This window comes from Halomonas rhizosphaerae, assembly GCF_030012485.1.
GTDB lineage: Bacteria > Pseudomonadota > Gammaproteobacteria > Pseudomonadales > Halomonadaceae > Halomonas > Halomonas rhizosphaerae.
In genome coordinates this window covers 314,855-328,798 of record NZ_JASCQQ010000012.1, presented here as the reverse complement: position 1 = coordinate 328,798, position 13,944 = coordinate 314,855, and the positions used below count along the sequence as shown (strand labels likewise).

The following is a 13,944-nucleotide window of genomic DNA, read 5'->3' as shown; positions in this document are numbered from 1 at the left end:
GTGGGGGGGACCGTGCAATCGGGATAATGGGCGGCGGCTCAGGGCGCCAGGCGGAAGCGGTGCCAGCTGCCGTCTCGCCGCTCGTAGCGGATGCGGTCGTGGAGTCGGCTCGGCTGGCCCTGCCAGAACTCGAGCATGTCGGGGATCACCCGGTAGCCGCCCCAGTGGATGGGACGGGGAATCTCCTGCCCCTCGTAGGCGCGCTCGAAGCGGAGTTCGCGCTCCGCGAGCCAGGTGCGATCCGGGATCACCACGCTCTGGGTGGCCACCCAGGCGCCCAGCTGGCTGGCACGAGGGCGCGAGGCGAAGTAGGTATCCGACTCCTCTGGGGCGACCTGCTCCACACGCCCCTCGACCCGTACCTGGCGGGAGAGCGCGGGCCACCAGAAGACCAGGGCCGCGTGGGGCACGTTGGTCAGTTCACTGCCCTTGTGGCTGTGGTAGTTGGTGTAGAAGACCAGCCCCTGGTCGTCGATGCCCTTGAGCAGCACGATGCGGGCATGGGGGCGGCCCTGGCTGTCGGCGGTGGCCAGGGTCATGGCATTGCCGTCGTCCCCCTCGGCCTCCAGCGCCAGAGTCAGCCACTCGTCGAACAGCACCATGGGCTCATCGGGGGTAGCGGACTCGTCGAGCTGGCCGCCTTCATAGTCGCGCCGTATATCGGCAATCTTGCGTGTCATGACCTTCTCCTCGGATTTTGTGCCATGGTCGCCGCTCGCCGGGTCGAGCTCAATACCCCGTGCGAGCCGGGCGGTAGATATTTTCGGCTAAGCTTATGGTGCCCACCCCAGCTGCACCATCGCCATGTAGGCGCCGGTGCCACCGATGATCGACAGCAGAGCGTTGCGCTGCCACAGGTGCAGGCCGACCACCGCCAGCGAGGCGAGGATCATCGGCCAGCCATCGGCCGCGGCATTGAGGTGGCCGTCGACCAACGGACGGAAGTCACGCAGGGCGTAGAACACCAGGATCATCATCACCGCCGGTGGCAGATAACGCCCCAGGTGCAGGATCAGCGGGTGCTCCGCCTGGCGCGCCAGCGCCACGAAGGGCAGCACCCGAGTGGCGAAGGTCGCCACGGCACAGACCATGATGAAACCCAGCAGGTCAAGGTTGTTCATGCTGAGCCTCCAGGCTGTCGGTCCTGCCGACGGCGGTAGTCGGCCAGCAGCACCAGGCTCGCCGTCCCGATGGCCCCCAGCAGCAGATGGCGCTCCGGTAGCAGCAGCATGGCCCCGAGACCGGTGGCCAGGGCGATGGCGAAGGGCAGCCACTGGCGCAGTCGCCGGGCCTGCTCCAGGGTCAGGACGATGAACAACGCCGTCAGGGCGAACTCGATGCCGCGGCTGTCGAATGTCAGGGTCGTGCCGATCAGCACCCCCGCCATCGAGCCCAGCACCCACCAGAGCTGATTGAGCAGGCTGACGCGAAAGGCCTGGGCATGGTCCAGGCCGGCATCACCGGCGTGAGTGGTCAGCAGCGAATAGGTCTCGTCGGTAAGCGCGAAGACCAGGTACGGCTTGCGCCAGCCGGCACCCTGGAAGCGGCGCAGCAGGGACAGGCCATAGAAGAGATGGCGGGAGTTCAGCATCAGGGTGGCCACCGCCACCTCCACCAGGCCCGCCCCGGCGGCGAGCAGCGCGACGGCCAGGAACTGCCCGGCCCCGGCATAGATGAGCAGCGACATCAGCATCGCCCCCCAGGCCGGGACGCCCACCTCGATGGCGAGGATGCCGAAGGCCGCCCCCAGCGGCAGGTAGCCGAACATGACCGGCAGGGTGGTGACACCGGCTTCCTGCCAGGCGTGACGCTTGAGCACCGTGGACCTCCCTGTCCCCCTGGGCGATAACGGTGACACTCCGCTAGCCGGCCCGCTGCTGCCGGCTGCGGAAACGGGCGTAGGCCGTGCAGCCGACAAACAGGGCCAGGGCGACCAGGGCCTCGGCACTGCCGCGGAGCCCCTGGCCGGGAAGCGTGGCCACCATCACTCCCTGGGTGAAGTAGAGCAGGCTGACGAAGGCCAGCCAGGCGTGGCCGCGAGGACGACGCGTGAGGATCGAGGGCAGGAACAGTGCGAGCGGCAGCACGAAGGCCAGCAGGGGCACCAGGGGATTGCCGTCGGTGGTGACGATCACGCCACGATAGACCATCAGCACCAGCAGCAGGCCGTAGCTGCCCAGCACCAGCCGGCGCGACCCATCAGTCAGTCGATCGAGTCCCTTGCGGGTTTCCAGTCCTTCCAGCCACTGTCTCATGAGGCCTCCCGGCGCGAGGCCGCGAGGGCCAGGGCCAGCCGGGCCACCCGCTTGCCCTGGGCGAAGGCCAGGTGGCGCTCATGTTCGTCCAGTGGGCGGTCGCTGCGCTTGCCGGCGAGGTGACTCGCCCCGTAAGGCGTGCCGCCGGCGGTGGTCTCCATCAGCTCGATCTCGCTGTAGGGCAGGCCGGCATAGACCATGCCGTGGTGCAGCAGCGGCAGCAGCATCGAGACCAGGGTGGTCTCCTGGCCACCATGGAGGCTCGAGGTCGAGGTGAAGGCGGTGGCCGGCTTGTCGACCAGGGCACCGCCGAGCCATAGCTCGCTGGTGCCGTCGATGAAGTACTTGAGGGGGGCGGCCATGTTGCCGAAGCGGGTCGGGCTGCCGATGGCCAGGCCGGCGCAGTGGCGCAGGTCATCGAGGCTGGCATAGACGGCGCCTGCGTCGGGAATCTCGGGGTCGACGGCCTCGCAGGTGGCCGAGACCGGTGGCACGGTACGCAGACGGGCTTCGATGCCCGGGCAGGACTCGACGCCGGCGGCGAGGCGCTCGGCCATGGCGCGGGTGGCGCCATGGCGAGAGTAGAACAGGATCAGCACATAGGGGCGGTTGTCGGTCATGGGGGTTCCTGAGGGACTGAAGAGACAGGGTCGCACGAGGACGGGATCAGTCGAGAAGGGTGCAGACCGCCTCGGGTGGACGGCCGATGATCGCCCGTCGCCCATCGTCGGCGATGGGGCGCTGCAGGATGCGCGGGTAGGTGACGATGGCATCGATCACCTGGCGGGAATCGTCGGCATCGGCCCCCAGTTGCTTCCACTCGGTCTCGTTGCACCGCACCAGCGCCGAGAGATGCCCTTCCAGGCGTCGGATCAGGGCCTGGAGCTCATCGCCATCCAGTGGTTCGTCAAGGTAGCGGCGGATAGTCACCTCGGCACCGGCCTCCTCGAGCAGGGCCAGGGCCTGGCGTGACTTGGAACAGCGCGGGTTGTGGTAGAGAGTGATGCTGGCCATGGAAGCTCCTCGGACCCGAGATAGGTGGCGGTCATTGTATCAGCGGGGTACGGCAGGACCACCCCGGCGTCACTCCGCCGTTCCCTCGTCGCCCTCGGTCGGCAGCCGCCGGTAGACCCAGGCCTTCCGCCCATCGACAAGCGTCTGGCGCACCCGTTCGTAGCGGATGCCGAGGCGCTCGTAGCGATCGAGCCGCGCGAGTTCCTCGGCCTCGACGCGCAGCAGCAGCCCCTCGACCCGTGCGCCGGGGGACGGCGACAGGTCGAGCCCCGTGCGCTCGAAGCCCGTCAGCACGGCGGGCTCGGGGTCGCCGACACGCCCGTAGACCAGCCAGCGGACCGGCGCGTGGGTGAGGGTGCCATAGACGAAGACCCGATGGGGCCCCTCCTGGACGGGGGGCAGGTGGTCGGGGCGGTCGTAGGTCCAGGGACTGAGCAGGGAGAGCCACAGCCAGCCGGCCAGGGCCAACGGCCCGACGAGGGCCAGGGCCCCCAGCCACTTGAGGGATCGCATGGGGCATCCTTGTCATGGGGCAGAGAGTCATCCTGCCATGATCGGGCCGGCGACTTAAGCCGCCGGAGCGGCTCTGCTAGGATGGCATTTCCCCATGACGTCCAGGAGGTGCCCCATGAGCCAAGCGAATCGCGACGACGTGGACTTCCGGGCACTGATGGAGGATGTGCGTCCCCTGCGCAGCGCCACCAACCGCGCCGATCCCGGGCGAGCACGCCGCGCGCCCAGCGAGGCCCAGCTGGCCAGGCGCGAGAGTGCCGCGGCCGAGACGGCGGGCCGCGACTTTCTCTCCGACGACTTCGTCGACCTGGTGCCGCCCTTCGACCCCTTGTCCTTCCAGCGGGACGGCATCCAGCAGGCGGTGGTCGACCGCCTGCGCCACGGCGGCTACCCGGTGCAGGCCAGCCTGAACCTGCTGCGTCGGCCCCTGGAGGAGTGCCGGCGCCTGCTGCCGCCCTTCATCCGCGAGGCCTACGCCCACGACCTGCGCTCGGTATTGATCGTCCACGGCAGGGGGCGCGAGATCGACAGCCCGCCCAATGTGCTGCGTTCCTACCTGGCGAAGTGGCTCGGCGCCTTCGACGAGGTGCAGGCCTATGTCTCGGCGGGCCAGGCAGACGGCGGCCTGGGCGCGACCTGGGTGATGCTGCGCAAGAGCGAGCGGGCAAGATCGGCGAACCGGGAGCGACAGCAGAAGCGACGCGGCTGAGGCGCGCGGGAAAACGACGCTGCCGACCCGAGGGCCGGCAGCGTGCCCTGCACAGGCAGGGGGCGTCAGGCCAGGGCGGGTTGCGCGCGCCGCTGCGCGAGTTCGCGCAGGCGACGACGGAACAGCGGTTCGGGGTTGTCGGTGCCCGGCTGGTAGCCGCGACTGAAGGTATCCAGGGCGCGGAGGGCATCCTCGACGACCTGGTCCTCGCGCAGCGAGAAGGCATCGAAGCCGCAGCGGGACATGTAGAACAGCTGGTCGATCAGCACATCACCCAGGGCGCGGATCTGGCCCCGATAGCCGTGCCGCTCGCGCAGCAGCCGGGCGAGGCTGTAGCCCCGGCCATCGGTGAACTTCGGGAAGTCGATGCCGATCAGCGGGGCCGCCATCAGCTCTTCGGCGAGCGCCGGCGTGAGCTCGGTGTCGCTGGGCAGCCAGGGGGCCAGGTCGTCGCGACGGCCTGCGGCCTGCCATACCTCCAGGTGAACCAGGGCGCGACCCTGCGCCGGGGCAGTCTCCTCGTCGTGGCGAGCCCAGTTATCCTCGACAAGGCGGCGATTGACGATCAGCGGGCGGGTGACGGTCTGCTCAGGCATAGACACGCTCCTTGAAGGGTTTGAGGCCGATGCGGCGATAGGTATCGAGGAAGGTCTCGTCGGGCTGGCGGCTGCCGACATAGACCTGCAGCAGCTTGTCGATCACCTCCGGCACGTCCTCGCGGAAGAACGAGGGCCCCAGTATCTTGCCCAGGGAGGTGCCATTGCCCTGGCTGCCGCCCAGCGAGATCTGGTAATACTCCTCGCCCTTCTTGTCGACGCCGAGGATGCCGATATGGCCGACATGGTGATGGCCGCAGGCATTCATGCAGCCGGAGATATTGAGTTCCAGCGGCCCCAGGTCATAGAGGAAGTCTAGGTCCTCGAAGCGTTCCTGGATGGCGTGGGCGACCGGGATCGACTTGGCATTGGCCAGGCCGCAGTAGTCGCCACCGGGGCAGCAGATCAGGTCGGCCAGGGTGCCCACGGTGGGGTTGGCCATGCCCAGGGCCTCCAGCCGCTGCCAGAGCGCCTCGAGGCGATCCACCGGCACGTCGGTAAGCACCAGGTTCTGCTCGTGGGTGACCCGGAGCTCGCCGTGGCCGAACTCGTCGGCCAGGTCGGCGATGGCCGCCATCTGCTCCGAGGTGACGTCCCCGGGGGAGTGCTCGCGACGCTTGAGTGACAGGGTCACGGCCTTGTAGCCGGCCACCTTGTGGTCGGTGACGTTGTTGGTGACGAACCGCGCGAAGGCACGGTTCTCGCCGCGCAGCCGCTCGAAGGCCGCGATGGCCTCGGCCGGCACCTCACGGCGCGGCGGCTCGACGAAGTGCGCCGCCACGGCCTCGACGGCGCCGGTGGTCAGGGTCTGGGGACCATCCTTGAGGTGGGCCCACTCCTCCTCCACGCGGCGACGGAACTCGTCGACCCCCAGCGCCTTGACCAGGATCTTGATGCGCGCCTTGAACTTGTTGTCACGCCGGCCGAACTGGTTGTAGACCCGGACCAGGGCTTCCAGGTAGGTCAGCAGGTGCTGCCAGGGCAGGTCCTCGCGGACCACCTCGCCGATCATCGGCGTACGGCCCAGGCCCCCGCCGGCCAGCACCCTGACGCGCACCTCGCCGTCGCGATCACGCCACAGGCGCAGGCCCACGTCGTGGACCTGGATGGCGGCGCGATCCTCGACGGCGCCGGTCACGGCGATCTTGAACTTGCGCGGCAGGTAGGCGAACTCGGGGTGGAAGGTCGACCACTGGCGAATCAGCTCGCACCAGGGGCGTGGATCGACCTCCTCGTCGGCGGCCACGCCGGAGAACTGGTCGGTGGTGGTATTGCGGATATCGTTGCCGCTGGTCTGGATGGCGTGCATCTGCACGCTGGCGAGATCGGCGAGGATATCCGGCACATCCTCGAGCTTCGGCCAGTTCAGCTGCAGGTTGGTGCGGGTGGTGAAGTGGCCATAGCCGCGGTCATAGCGGGCGGCGATTTCGCCCAGCTTGCGCAGCTGATAGGACGCCAGCATGCCGTAGGGAATGGCGATGCGCAGCATGGGGGCATAGCGCTGGATATAGAGGCCATTCTGCACGCGCAGCGGCAGGAACTCCTCCTCGCTGATCCGCCCCGCGAGATAGCGGCGCATCTGGTCGCGGAACTGGGTGACGCGTTCATCGACCAGCGTCTGATCGTGGGTGTCGTAACGATACATTCAGCGCATTCCTGATGCTGGGAAGTGGCGGACAATGCCGCTACCTTACCGCCTGAGGTTTATTCTAGAAAAGAATAAATGTTTATAGTTTATATGCAAAATGGAATGACGACGGTCTCAGATGACCAGCGCCTGCCAGCGCCGCCGCTGCCAGATCAGCACGAACCCGGCCGAGTTCAGGCAGCGGTAGCCCAGTTGCACCCACCAGATGCCGACCAGCCCCTGGTCGAGCACGACCCCTACCCACCAGGCCAGCGGCAGGAAGACCAACCACTGCAGGGTAAGGGTGGTCGCCATCACGGTGCGGTGGGCGCCGGCACCGAGCAGGGCCTGGGCGAACACCAGCGCCGCGGCATCCAGCACGATCATCAGCGCGGTGAGCTGCAGCGGCACCCGGCCCATGGCGATAAGGTCCGGGTCGCGGAGAAAGAGCGCGAGCACTGCCTCGGGGAACAGCACCATCGGCACGGCCAGCACCGCCAGGCAGAGCCAGGCCAGCCGCACCACGTCCCAGCCCCAGCGGTGGGCCTCGCCATGGGCCTGGCGGCCCAGGGCCTGGCCGACCAGGCTCATCGCCGCCATCCCCAGCCCGACGCCGGGCAGGATCAGCAACAGCGAGAGGTTGACCAGTACATGGCCCACCGCAACGCTGGCGGTACCGATCTGGCCCAGGATCCAGAACAGCACGGCATAGCCGGCGGCGAACCACAGCTGCTGAAAGGAGTGGGGCATGGCCAGGCGCAGGGTGGTGACCAGCGTAGGGCGCTGGGGCAGGCCGGCGAGGAAACCGCTGGCGGTGGCGTGGCGAAGGCTCAGCCCGGCCCAGACGGCGAGCCCGGCAAAGAGCGATAGTGTCGTGCCGGCCCCGGCCCCGGCCGCGCCCATGGCCGGCAGACCGAGATGTCCGAAGATCAGCCCGACGCTCGCCACCACGTTGATGGCATGCATCACCAGGATGATGCGCAGATAGATGCCGGTCTGCTGGATGCCGTTCCAGTAGCCTCGGAAGCAGAAGATCATTGCCACCGGGATCAGCGAGACGACACGCCAGCGGAAGTAACCCACCGCCTCGGCAGTGACCGCCGGGTCCTGGTTGATCAGCCCCAGCAGGCGCGGCGCCTGCCACAGGCAGAGCAGGGTCAGGGGCAAGGCTGCCGCCAGCGCGATCACCAGGCCGGCGTTGAGCGCCATCGCGCGCCGCTCCCACTCCTGCTCGCCGTGGCGACGCGCCGTCTGGGCCTGGACGCCGGAGGAGAGCCCGAAGACCACGGCGGTGATCAGGAACATGGCATAGCCGCCGATGCCCACGCCGGCCAGCGGCACCTCGCCGAGCGATCCCACCAGGGCCGCGTCGATCAGGTTGAGCAGGCTCTGGGTGAGCATGCCGGCGATGATCGGCAGGGCGAGGCGCAGGATCGTCTGGCGGCGGGTGGGCTCGGGCAGCATCCGTCTTCCGGGCAGGTGAGGGCAGGCGGCCCGCCGTGGCGGGCCCGAAGGGTCAGGCCGGGTCGTAGGAGAGCACCGGCGCGAGCCAGCGCTCGAGTTCCTCGATGGCCATGCCCTTGCGCTCGGCCAGCGCCTCGACCTGGTCCCGAGTGATCTTGCCGGTGGAGAAGTACTTCGAGCGCGGGTGAGAGAAGTACCAGCCGGCCACCGCAGCGGCAGGCCACATGGCGAAGTTCTCGGTGAGATCGAGTCCGGCGTTGTCGGTAGCCTGGAGCAGGCGGAACAGGGTCGCCTTCTCGGTGTGGTCGGGGCAGGCCGGGTAGCCCGGTGCCGGGCGGATGCCCTGGTACTTCTCGGCGATCAGGGCATCATTGTCCAGCGTCTCGTTCGGCACATAGCCCCAGAACTCCTTGCGGACCCGTTCGTGGAGGCGCTCGGCGAAGGCCTCGGCCAGCCGGTCGGTGAGCGACTGGACCAGGATGGCGTTGTAGTCGTCGCCGGCGGCCTTGTACTGCTCGGCGAGGGCCTCCACGCCATGCCCGGTGGTGACGGCGAAACCGCCGATCCAGTCGGGCTTCCCGCTCTCCCTGGGCGCGATGAAGTCGGCCAGGCTGTGGCAGACACCGTCGCGGTTCTTGGTGGTCTGCTGGCGAATATGATGCAGCCGTTCGATCACCTCGCGGCGCGACTCGTCGGCATAGACCTCGATGACGTCGTCATCGACGCTGTTGGCCGGCCACAGGCCGATCACGCCGCGAGCCTGGATGCGTTTCTCGTCGATCAGCTTGCGCAGCATCGCCTGGGCATCGGCGAACAGGCTGCGAGCGGCCTCGCCGACCTTGGCATCGTCGAGGATCTTCGGGTACTTGCCGGCCAGCTGCCAGCTCATGAAGAAGGGTGTCCAGTCGATGCGCTCGACCAGCTCCTCGATGTCATAGTCGTCGAACACCTTGAGGCCGGTGATCGCCGGCCGCGGCGGCGTGTAGCCGTCCCAGTCCATGGCCGGCTTGCGCTGGCGGGCCTCGGCGTAGGAGAGGTCAGCGGCCTTGGGGCGACGCTTGGCATTGCGTTCGCGCACCGTCTCGTACTCGGCACGGATCTCGTCGATGTAGGCCGGCTTCAGGGCGGGGGAGAGCAACTTGCCGGCCACGCCGACGGCGCGCGAAGCATCGGTGACGTAGATCACCGGATGCTCATAGCCTGGCTCGATCTTCACCGCGGTGTGGGCCTTGGAGGTGGTGGCGCCACCGATCAGCAGCGGCAGATCGAAGCCCTGGCGCTGCATCTCCCTGGCCACGTGGACCATCTCGTCCAGCGACGGAGTGATCAGTCCGGAGAGGCCAATGATGTCGGCGTTCTCGTCACGGGCCGTCTGCAGGATCTTCTCGGCAGGCACCATCACGCCGAGGTCGATGACCTCGTAGTTGTTGCACTGGAGGACCACGCCGACGATGTTCTTGCCGATGTCGTGGACGTCGCCCTTGACCGTGGCCATGACGATCTTGCCCTTGGCCTGGGTGTCGGCACTCTTCTCGGCCTCGATGTAGGGGATCAGGTAGGCCACCGCCTGCTTCATGACACGGGCCGACTTGACCACCTGGGGCAGGAACATCTTGCCGGCGCCGAACAGGTCGCCGACCACGTTCATGCCGTCCATCAGCGGCCCCTCGATCACCTCGATGGGCCGGTCGGCCCGCTGCCGGGCGAGCTCGGTGTCTTCCTCGATGTAGGCGGTGATCCCCTTGACCAGGGAGTGGGCGATGCGCTTCTCGACCTCCCAGGAGCGCCACTCCAGGTCCTCCTTCTTGGCCGGGCCGCTGCCATCGCCCTTGTACTTGTCGGCCAGGTCCAGCAGCCGTTCGGTGCTGTCGCTGCGGCGATTGAGTACCACGTCCTCCACGGCCTCGCGCAGCTCCGCCGGCAGGTCGTCGTAGACGGCGAGCTGGCCGGCGTTGACGATGCCCATGGTCAGGCCCGCGCGGATCGCATGGTAGAGGAACACCGAGTGGATCGCCTCGCGCACCGGGTTGTTGCCGCGGAAGGAGAACGACACGTTGGAGACCCCGCCGGACACCAGGGCGTGGGGCAGGTGCTCGCGGATCCAGCGGGTGGCCTCGATGAAGTCCACGGCATAGTTGTCGTGTTCCTCGATGCCGGTGGCGATGGCGAAGATGTTGGGGTCGAAGATGATGTCTTCCGGCGGGAAGTCGAGCTCGTCGACCAGGATCCGGTAGGCGCGCTGGCAGATCTCGGTCTTGCGGGCGAAGGTGTCGGCCTGGCCGGCCTCGTCGAAGGCCATCACCACGACGGCGGCCCCGAAGCGACGACAGGCCGTGGCCTGCTCGCGGAAGGCGTCCTCGCCCTCCTTCATCGAGATGGAGTTGACCACCGCCTTGCCCTGCACGCACTTGAGTCCCGCCTCGATGATCGCCCACTTCGAGGAGTCGATCATGATCGGCACCCGGGCGATGTCCGGCTCGCCGGCGATCAGGTTGAGGAAGCGCACCATGGCCTCCTCGGACTCGAGCATCCCCTCGTCCATGTTGATGTCGATGACCTGGGCGCCGTTCTCTACCTGCTCCAGGGCCACTTCCAGCGCGGTGGTGTAGTCCTCCTCGACGATCAGCCGCTTGAAGCGCGCCGAGCCGGTGACATTGGTGCGCTCGCCGACGTTGACGAACAGCGAGTCGGCCTCGATGTTGAAGGGCTCGAGCCCGGAGAGCCGGCAGGCGCGCGCCCGCTCGGGCACCCGACGCGGCGCCATCCCCTGGATGGCGTCGTGGATCGCCGAGATGTGCTCGGGGGTGGAACCGCAGCAGCCGCCGATGATGTTGACCAGGCCGCTCTCGGCGAACTCGGCGACGATCGCTGCCATCTCCTCCGGGGTCTGGTCGTACTCGCCGAACTCGTTGGGCAGGCCAGCGTTGGGGTGGGCCGAGACGAAGGTATCCGCCTTGGTGGCGAGCTCCTCGACATAGGGCCGCAGCTCCGCTGCCCCCAGGGCGCAGTTGAGCCCGATGGAGAGCGGGCGGGCATGGCGTACCGAGTTCCAGAACGCCTCGGTGGTCTGGCCTGAAAGGGTGCGTCCCGAGGCGTCGGTGATGGTCCCGGAGATCATCACCGGCAGCCGTTCGCCGAGCGCCTCGAACAGCTCCTCCAGGGCGTAGATCGCCGCCTTGGCATTGAGGGTGTCGAAGATGGTCTCGATCAGGATGAGGTCGGAGCCGCCCTCGATCAGCGCCTCGGCAGCCTCGTAGTAGTTCTCGCGCAGGGCGTCGAAGGTGACATTGCGCTTGGACGGATCATTCACGTCCGGCGACAGGGAGGCCGTGCGCGAGGTGGGGCCCAGCACGCCGGCCACGTAGCGCGGCACGCCGGTTTCCTCGGCCACGGCATCACAGACCGCACGGGCCAGGCGCGCCGACTCCCGGTTGAGCTCGGGCACCAGCGCTTCCATGCCGTAGTCGGACTGGGAGAGACGCGTGCTGTTGAAGGTGTTGGTCTCGACGATGTCGGCGCCGGCTTCCAGATACTGGCGGTGGATCCGCGTCACCAGGTCGGGGCAGGTCAGGGCCAGCAGGTCATTGTTGCCCTTGAGGTCGCTCGGCCAGTCGGTGAAACGCTCGCCACGAAACTCCTGCTCGGAGAGCCCGGCATTCTGCAGCATGGTCCCCATGCCCCCATCGAGCATCAGGATGCGTCGCGAAAGGCTGTCATGGAGGGTGGCGGTCAGGGCTGTGGGAACGGCGGCCATGGGTCGAATCAATCTCCAGCGAAGGGACATCAGGGGGCGAGCCGGCAGCGGGGCGCCTGGGGCGTCTTGTCGAGGGGTTACGCTGCGGCAAGGGGCAGACCTGCCGGACTGCGGGACATCGGCAGACCGCCGGGAAAGGCGCTCATCTTAGCAAAAGCCTCGGCGCCGCGGCAGGGGGCAGGCAAAAACCCAGCAATTCAGTCGGGATTGTGTCGGCCGCGCGGGTCGCTTACCATTGAGGGCAACACACGTTCAGTACATGTCGCGACGCCACCTCGGCGCGGCATGACGCGATAGCGAGAGCACCATGAGCGACAGCATCCAGATTACCGACAGCGCCCAGGATTACCTTGCCGAACTGCTCGAGAAGCAGAACGTCGAGGGCATCGCGGTCCGCATCTTCATCACCCAGCCGGGGACCCCCTACGCCGAGACCTGCCTGGCCTACTGCCGGCCAGGCGAGGAGGAGCCCAGCGACGAGCTGCTGGAACTCCAGAAGCTCCGTGTCTACCTGGACAAGAACAGCCTGCCCTTCCTCGAGGAGGCCGTGGTCGACTTCAACGCCGACCGCATGGGCGGGCAGCTGACCATCAAGGCGCCCAACGCCAAGATGCCCAAGGTCAATGCCGACAGCCCGCTCGAGGATCGCGTCAACTATATCCTCTACAGCGAGATCAACCCGGGACTGGCTTCCCACGGTGGCGAGATAAAGCTGGTCGAGCTGACCGAGGACCAGGTGGCCGTGCTGGCCTTCGGTGGCGGCTGCCAGGGCTGCGCCGCGGTGGACCTCACCCTCAAGGACGGCGTGGAGAAGACCCTGCTGGAGCGCATCCCGGAGCTCGCCGGCATCCGCGACGTGACCGACCACACGGATACCACCAACGCCTACTACCGTTAGGCAAGCGACGAGGGGCGATGCCCCGGGGAAGCCGCCAGGCTTCCCGCGCCTCACTCAGACTCCGCTCTCGAAGGCCCCGCCCCCGCGGGGCCTTCGCCGTTCTGCGACACCTCCTCGCGGGGCCGGTCAGGCAACGGTGCCTGCCAGAGGCAGCGATGGAGCTGGGTCTCCAGGTCGCGCAGGCGGCGCACCTGCTCCTCCAGCAGCTGCTTCTGTTCGTCGATGCGCGCCTGCATCAGGGCCTGCTCGTGCTGCAGCGTCCGGGTTCGCTCCTCGGCCTGGTGGCGTGACCACTCGGTCTCGCGGTGGCGCTTCTCCTCCTCGGCCAGGGCAGCGCGCGCCTCCTGCACCAGCTGCTGTGCCCGCTCCAGCCTCGCCTCGAGCTGCTGCAGCCGCTGGGCATGCCCCTTGTCGGCGGCCTGTCGCTCCTGGCGTGCCTCGTCGAGCAGCCCCATCAGGCGCGCCTCGCTGCTCTCGTGACGCTTTTCCTCCCGCGCCAGGCGCTCCTGGTGACGCGCAGCCTGCTCGGTCAGGGCCTGCTGCTGTTCGCGAGCCTGCCGCTCGTTTTCCTGCTGCAGGCTCGCCAGCTGCGACTCGAGACGCGCCTGCCGGTTGGCGAGCTTCGCCTCGCGCTCCGCCAGGACATCGCGCTCGGACTCGCGGCGCGCCAGCTCGCCGCTCTGCTCCTCGAGGCGCTGCTCGGTGCGCGCCAGGTGGGCGGCCAGCGCCGACTCGCGTTGCTCGGCGTCCTCGGCTCGGCGCGCGGCCTCGCCGGCTTCCTCCCGCGCCGTCTCCACGCGGCCCTCTGCCTCCTGCCGGTAGTGGGCGAGGGCCTCATTGGCGGATGCCTGGGCCTTCTCCCAGAGCGCCTCGGCGAGCTCCTGGAGGGCCTCGGGCATGCCACGCGGTGGCGGCAGGTCGCGGTTCTCCTCTCGCCGCGTCCGCCACTCCCTCAGGTGCTCGCTGATGGTCGTGAAGCTGCCGGTCCCCAGCACCTCACGCACCTTGTGCACGCTGGGCGCCTCTCCCTTCTCCAGCAGGGCATCGATGGCCCGCTGGACATCCTCGTAACGCACGCCGCTGCGCGCCATGGCCATCTCCTCGTGGTTGTCTG

At 68.2% G+C, this 13,944-nt stretch carries 14 protein-coding genes; 2 read left to right on the top strand and 12 right to left on the bottom strand.

What is annotated here, in order from left to right; genetic code table 11:
• Positions 1 to 38: 38 nt before the first annotated feature.
• The 7 genes from pdxH to QLQ86_RS07175 all read right to left on the bottom strand — a co-directional run bounded on the left by pdxH (position 39) and on the right by QLQ86_RS07175 (position 3,782).
• Positions 39 to 680 carry a pyridoxamine 5'-phosphate oxidase gene (pdxH, locus tag QLQ86_RS07205; protein ID WP_282816378.1) on the bottom strand — a complete coding sequence of 214 codons (642 nt, stop codon included), beginning with the start codon at positions 678 to 680 and terminating at the stop codon, positions 39 to 41.
• Between the two features lie 93 nt (positions 681 to 773).
• Positions 774 to 1,121, bottom strand: coding sequence for a branched-chain amino acid transporter permease (locus QLQ86_RS07200; RefSeq protein WP_282816377.1), 348 nt, complete (start codon positions 1,119 to 1,121; stop codon positions 774 to 776).
• Complete coding sequence (locus QLQ86_RS07195; protein WP_282816376.1) at positions 1,118 to 1,819, bottom strand: AzlC family ABC transporter permease; 702 nt, start codon at positions 1,817 to 1,819, stop codon at positions 1,118 to 1,120. Before QLQ86_RS07195 ends, QLQ86_RS07200 begins: the two co-directional genes overlap by 4 nt.
• 43 nt (positions 1,820 to 1,862) lie before the next feature.
• Positions 1,863 to 2,255, bottom strand: coding sequence for a DUF2069 domain-containing protein (locus QLQ86_RS07190; protein WP_282735929.1), 393 nt, complete (start codon positions 2,253 to 2,255; stop codon positions 1,863 to 1,865).
• Positions 2,252 to 2,875 (bottom strand): NAD(P)H:quinone oxidoreductase, encoded by a 624-nt coding sequence (wrbA, locus tag QLQ86_RS07185; RefSeq protein WP_282816375.1) that lies wholly within the window; start codon positions 2,873 to 2,875, stop codon positions 2,252 to 2,254. The genes QLQ86_RS07190 and wrbA overlap by 4 nt, the downstream gene beginning before the upstream one ends.
• 46 nt (positions 2,876 to 2,921) lie before the next feature.
• Positions 2,922 to 3,269 (bottom strand): arsenate reductase family protein, encoded by a 348-nt coding sequence (locus tag QLQ86_RS07180; protein WP_282735931.1) that lies wholly within the window; start codon positions 3,267 to 3,269, stop codon positions 2,922 to 2,924.
• Between the two features lie 69 nt (positions 3,270 to 3,338).
• On the bottom strand, positions 3,339 to 3,782 hold the full coding sequence (locus tag QLQ86_RS07175) for a gamma-glutamylcyclotransferase family protein (RefSeq protein ID WP_282816374.1): 444 nt from the start codon (positions 3,780 to 3,782) through the stop codon (positions 3,339 to 3,341).
• A 115-nt stretch (positions 3,783 to 3,897) separates the two neighbouring features.
• On the opposite strand from QLQ86_RS07175, the gene smrA reads away from it, so the two are divergent.
• On the top strand, positions 3,898 to 4,491 hold the full coding sequence (gene smrA, locus QLQ86_RS07170) for a DNA endonuclease SmrA (protein WP_282735933.1): 594 nt from the start codon (positions 3,898 to 3,900) through the stop codon (positions 4,489 to 4,491).
• 65 nt (positions 4,492 to 4,556) lie between these two features.
• On the opposite strand, the gene QLQ86_RS07165 is transcribed toward smrA, so the two are convergent.
• The 4 genes from QLQ86_RS07165 to metH form a co-directional block, all read right to left on the bottom strand.
• Entirely contained in the window at positions 4,557 to 5,087 is a 531-nt protein-coding gene (locus QLQ86_RS07165; RefSeq protein ID WP_282816373.1) for a DUF934 domain-containing protein, read from the bottom strand.
• Positions 5,080 to 6,732: a nitrite/sulfite reductase gene (locus QLQ86_RS07160; protein ID WP_282816372.1), complete on the bottom strand. Its 1,653-nt coding sequence runs from the start codon at positions 6,730 to 6,732 to the stop codon at positions 5,080 to 5,082. The genes QLQ86_RS07165 and QLQ86_RS07160 overlap by 8 nt, the downstream gene beginning before the upstream one ends.
• Before the next feature lie 117 nt (positions 6,733 to 6,849).
• Entirely contained in the window at positions 6,850 to 8,178 is a 1,329-nt protein-coding gene (locus tag QLQ86_RS07155) for an MATE family efflux transporter (RefSeq protein WP_282816371.1), read from the bottom strand.
• Positions 8,179 to 8,230: 52 nt separating this feature from the next.
• On the bottom strand, positions 8,231 to 11,932 hold the full coding sequence (gene metH / locus QLQ86_RS07150; protein ID WP_282816370.1) for a methionine synthase: 3,702 nt from the start codon (positions 11,930 to 11,932) through the stop codon (positions 8,231 to 8,233).
• 307 nt (positions 11,933 to 12,239) lie between these two features.
• Between metH and nfuA the strand changes: the two genes are divergently transcribed.
• Entirely contained in the window at positions 12,240 to 12,830 is a 591-nt protein-coding gene (gene nfuA, locus QLQ86_RS07145) for a Fe-S biogenesis protein NfuA (protein ID WP_282816369.1), read from the top strand.
• Between the two features lie 50 nt (positions 12,831 to 12,880).
• Here the strand turns inward: nfuA and QLQ86_RS07140 are convergent, their stop codons facing one another.
• Positions 12,881 to 13,921, bottom strand: coding sequence for a DNA-binding protein (locus tag QLQ86_RS07140; RefSeq protein ID WP_282816368.1), 1,041 nt, complete (start codon positions 13,919 to 13,921; stop codon positions 12,881 to 12,883).
• Positions 13,922 to 13,944: the final 23 nt, after the last annotated feature.

What these genes read in the sequence shown, in the direction of transcription:
- QLQ86_RS07160 (WP_282816372.1), bottom strand. Translation starts at nt 6,732, where the DNA reads ATGTATCGTTACGACACCCACGATCAGACGCTGGTCGATGAACGCGTC.
- pdxH (WP_282816378.1), bottom strand. Translation starts at nt 680, where the DNA reads ATGACACGCAAGATTGCCGATATACGGCGCGACTATGAAGGCGGCCAG.
- QLQ86_RS07200 (WP_282816377.1), bottom strand. Translation starts at nt 1,121, where the DNA reads ATGAACAACCTTGACCTGCTGGGTTTCATCATGGTCTGTGCCGTGGCG.
- metH (WP_282816370.1), bottom strand. Translation starts at nt 11,932, where the DNA reads ATGGCCGCCGTTCCCACAGCCCTGACCGCCACCCTCCATGACAGCCTT.
- smrA (WP_282735933.1), top strand. Translation starts at nt 3,898, where the DNA reads ATGAGCCAAGCGAATCGCGACGACGTGGACTTCCGGGCACTGATGGAG.
- QLQ86_RS07180 (WP_282735931.1), bottom strand. Translation starts at nt 3,269, where the DNA reads ATGGCCAGCATCACTCTCTACCACAACCCGCGCTGTTCCAAGTCACGC.
- QLQ86_RS07140 (WP_282816368.1), bottom strand. Translation starts at nt 13,921, where the DNA reads ATGGCGCGCAGCGGCGTGCGTTACGAGGATGTCCAGCGGGCCATCGAT.
- nfuA (WP_282816369.1), top strand. Translation starts at nt 12,240, where the DNA reads ATGAGCGACAGCATCCAGATTACCGACAGCGCCCAGGATTACCTTGCC.
- QLQ86_RS07175 (WP_282816374.1), bottom strand. Translation starts at nt 3,782, where the DNA reads ATGCGATCCCTCAAGTGGCTGGGGGCCCTGGCCCTCGTCGGGCCGTTG.
- QLQ86_RS07190 (WP_282735929.1), bottom strand. Translation starts at nt 2,255, where the DNA reads ATGAGACAGTGGCTGGAAGGACTGGAAACCCGCAAGGGACTCGATCGA.
- QLQ86_RS07165 (WP_282816373.1), bottom strand. Translation starts at nt 5,087, where the DNA reads ATGCCTGAGCAGACCGTCACCCGCCCGCTGATCGTCAATCGCCGCCTT.
- wrbA (WP_282816375.1), bottom strand. Translation starts at nt 2,875, where the DNA reads ATGACCGACAACCGCCCCTATGTGCTGATCCTGTTCTACTCTCGCCAT.
- QLQ86_RS07155 (WP_282816371.1), bottom strand. Translation starts at nt 8,178, where the DNA reads ATGCTGCCCGAGCCCACCCGCCGCCAGACGATCCTGCGCCTCGCCCTG.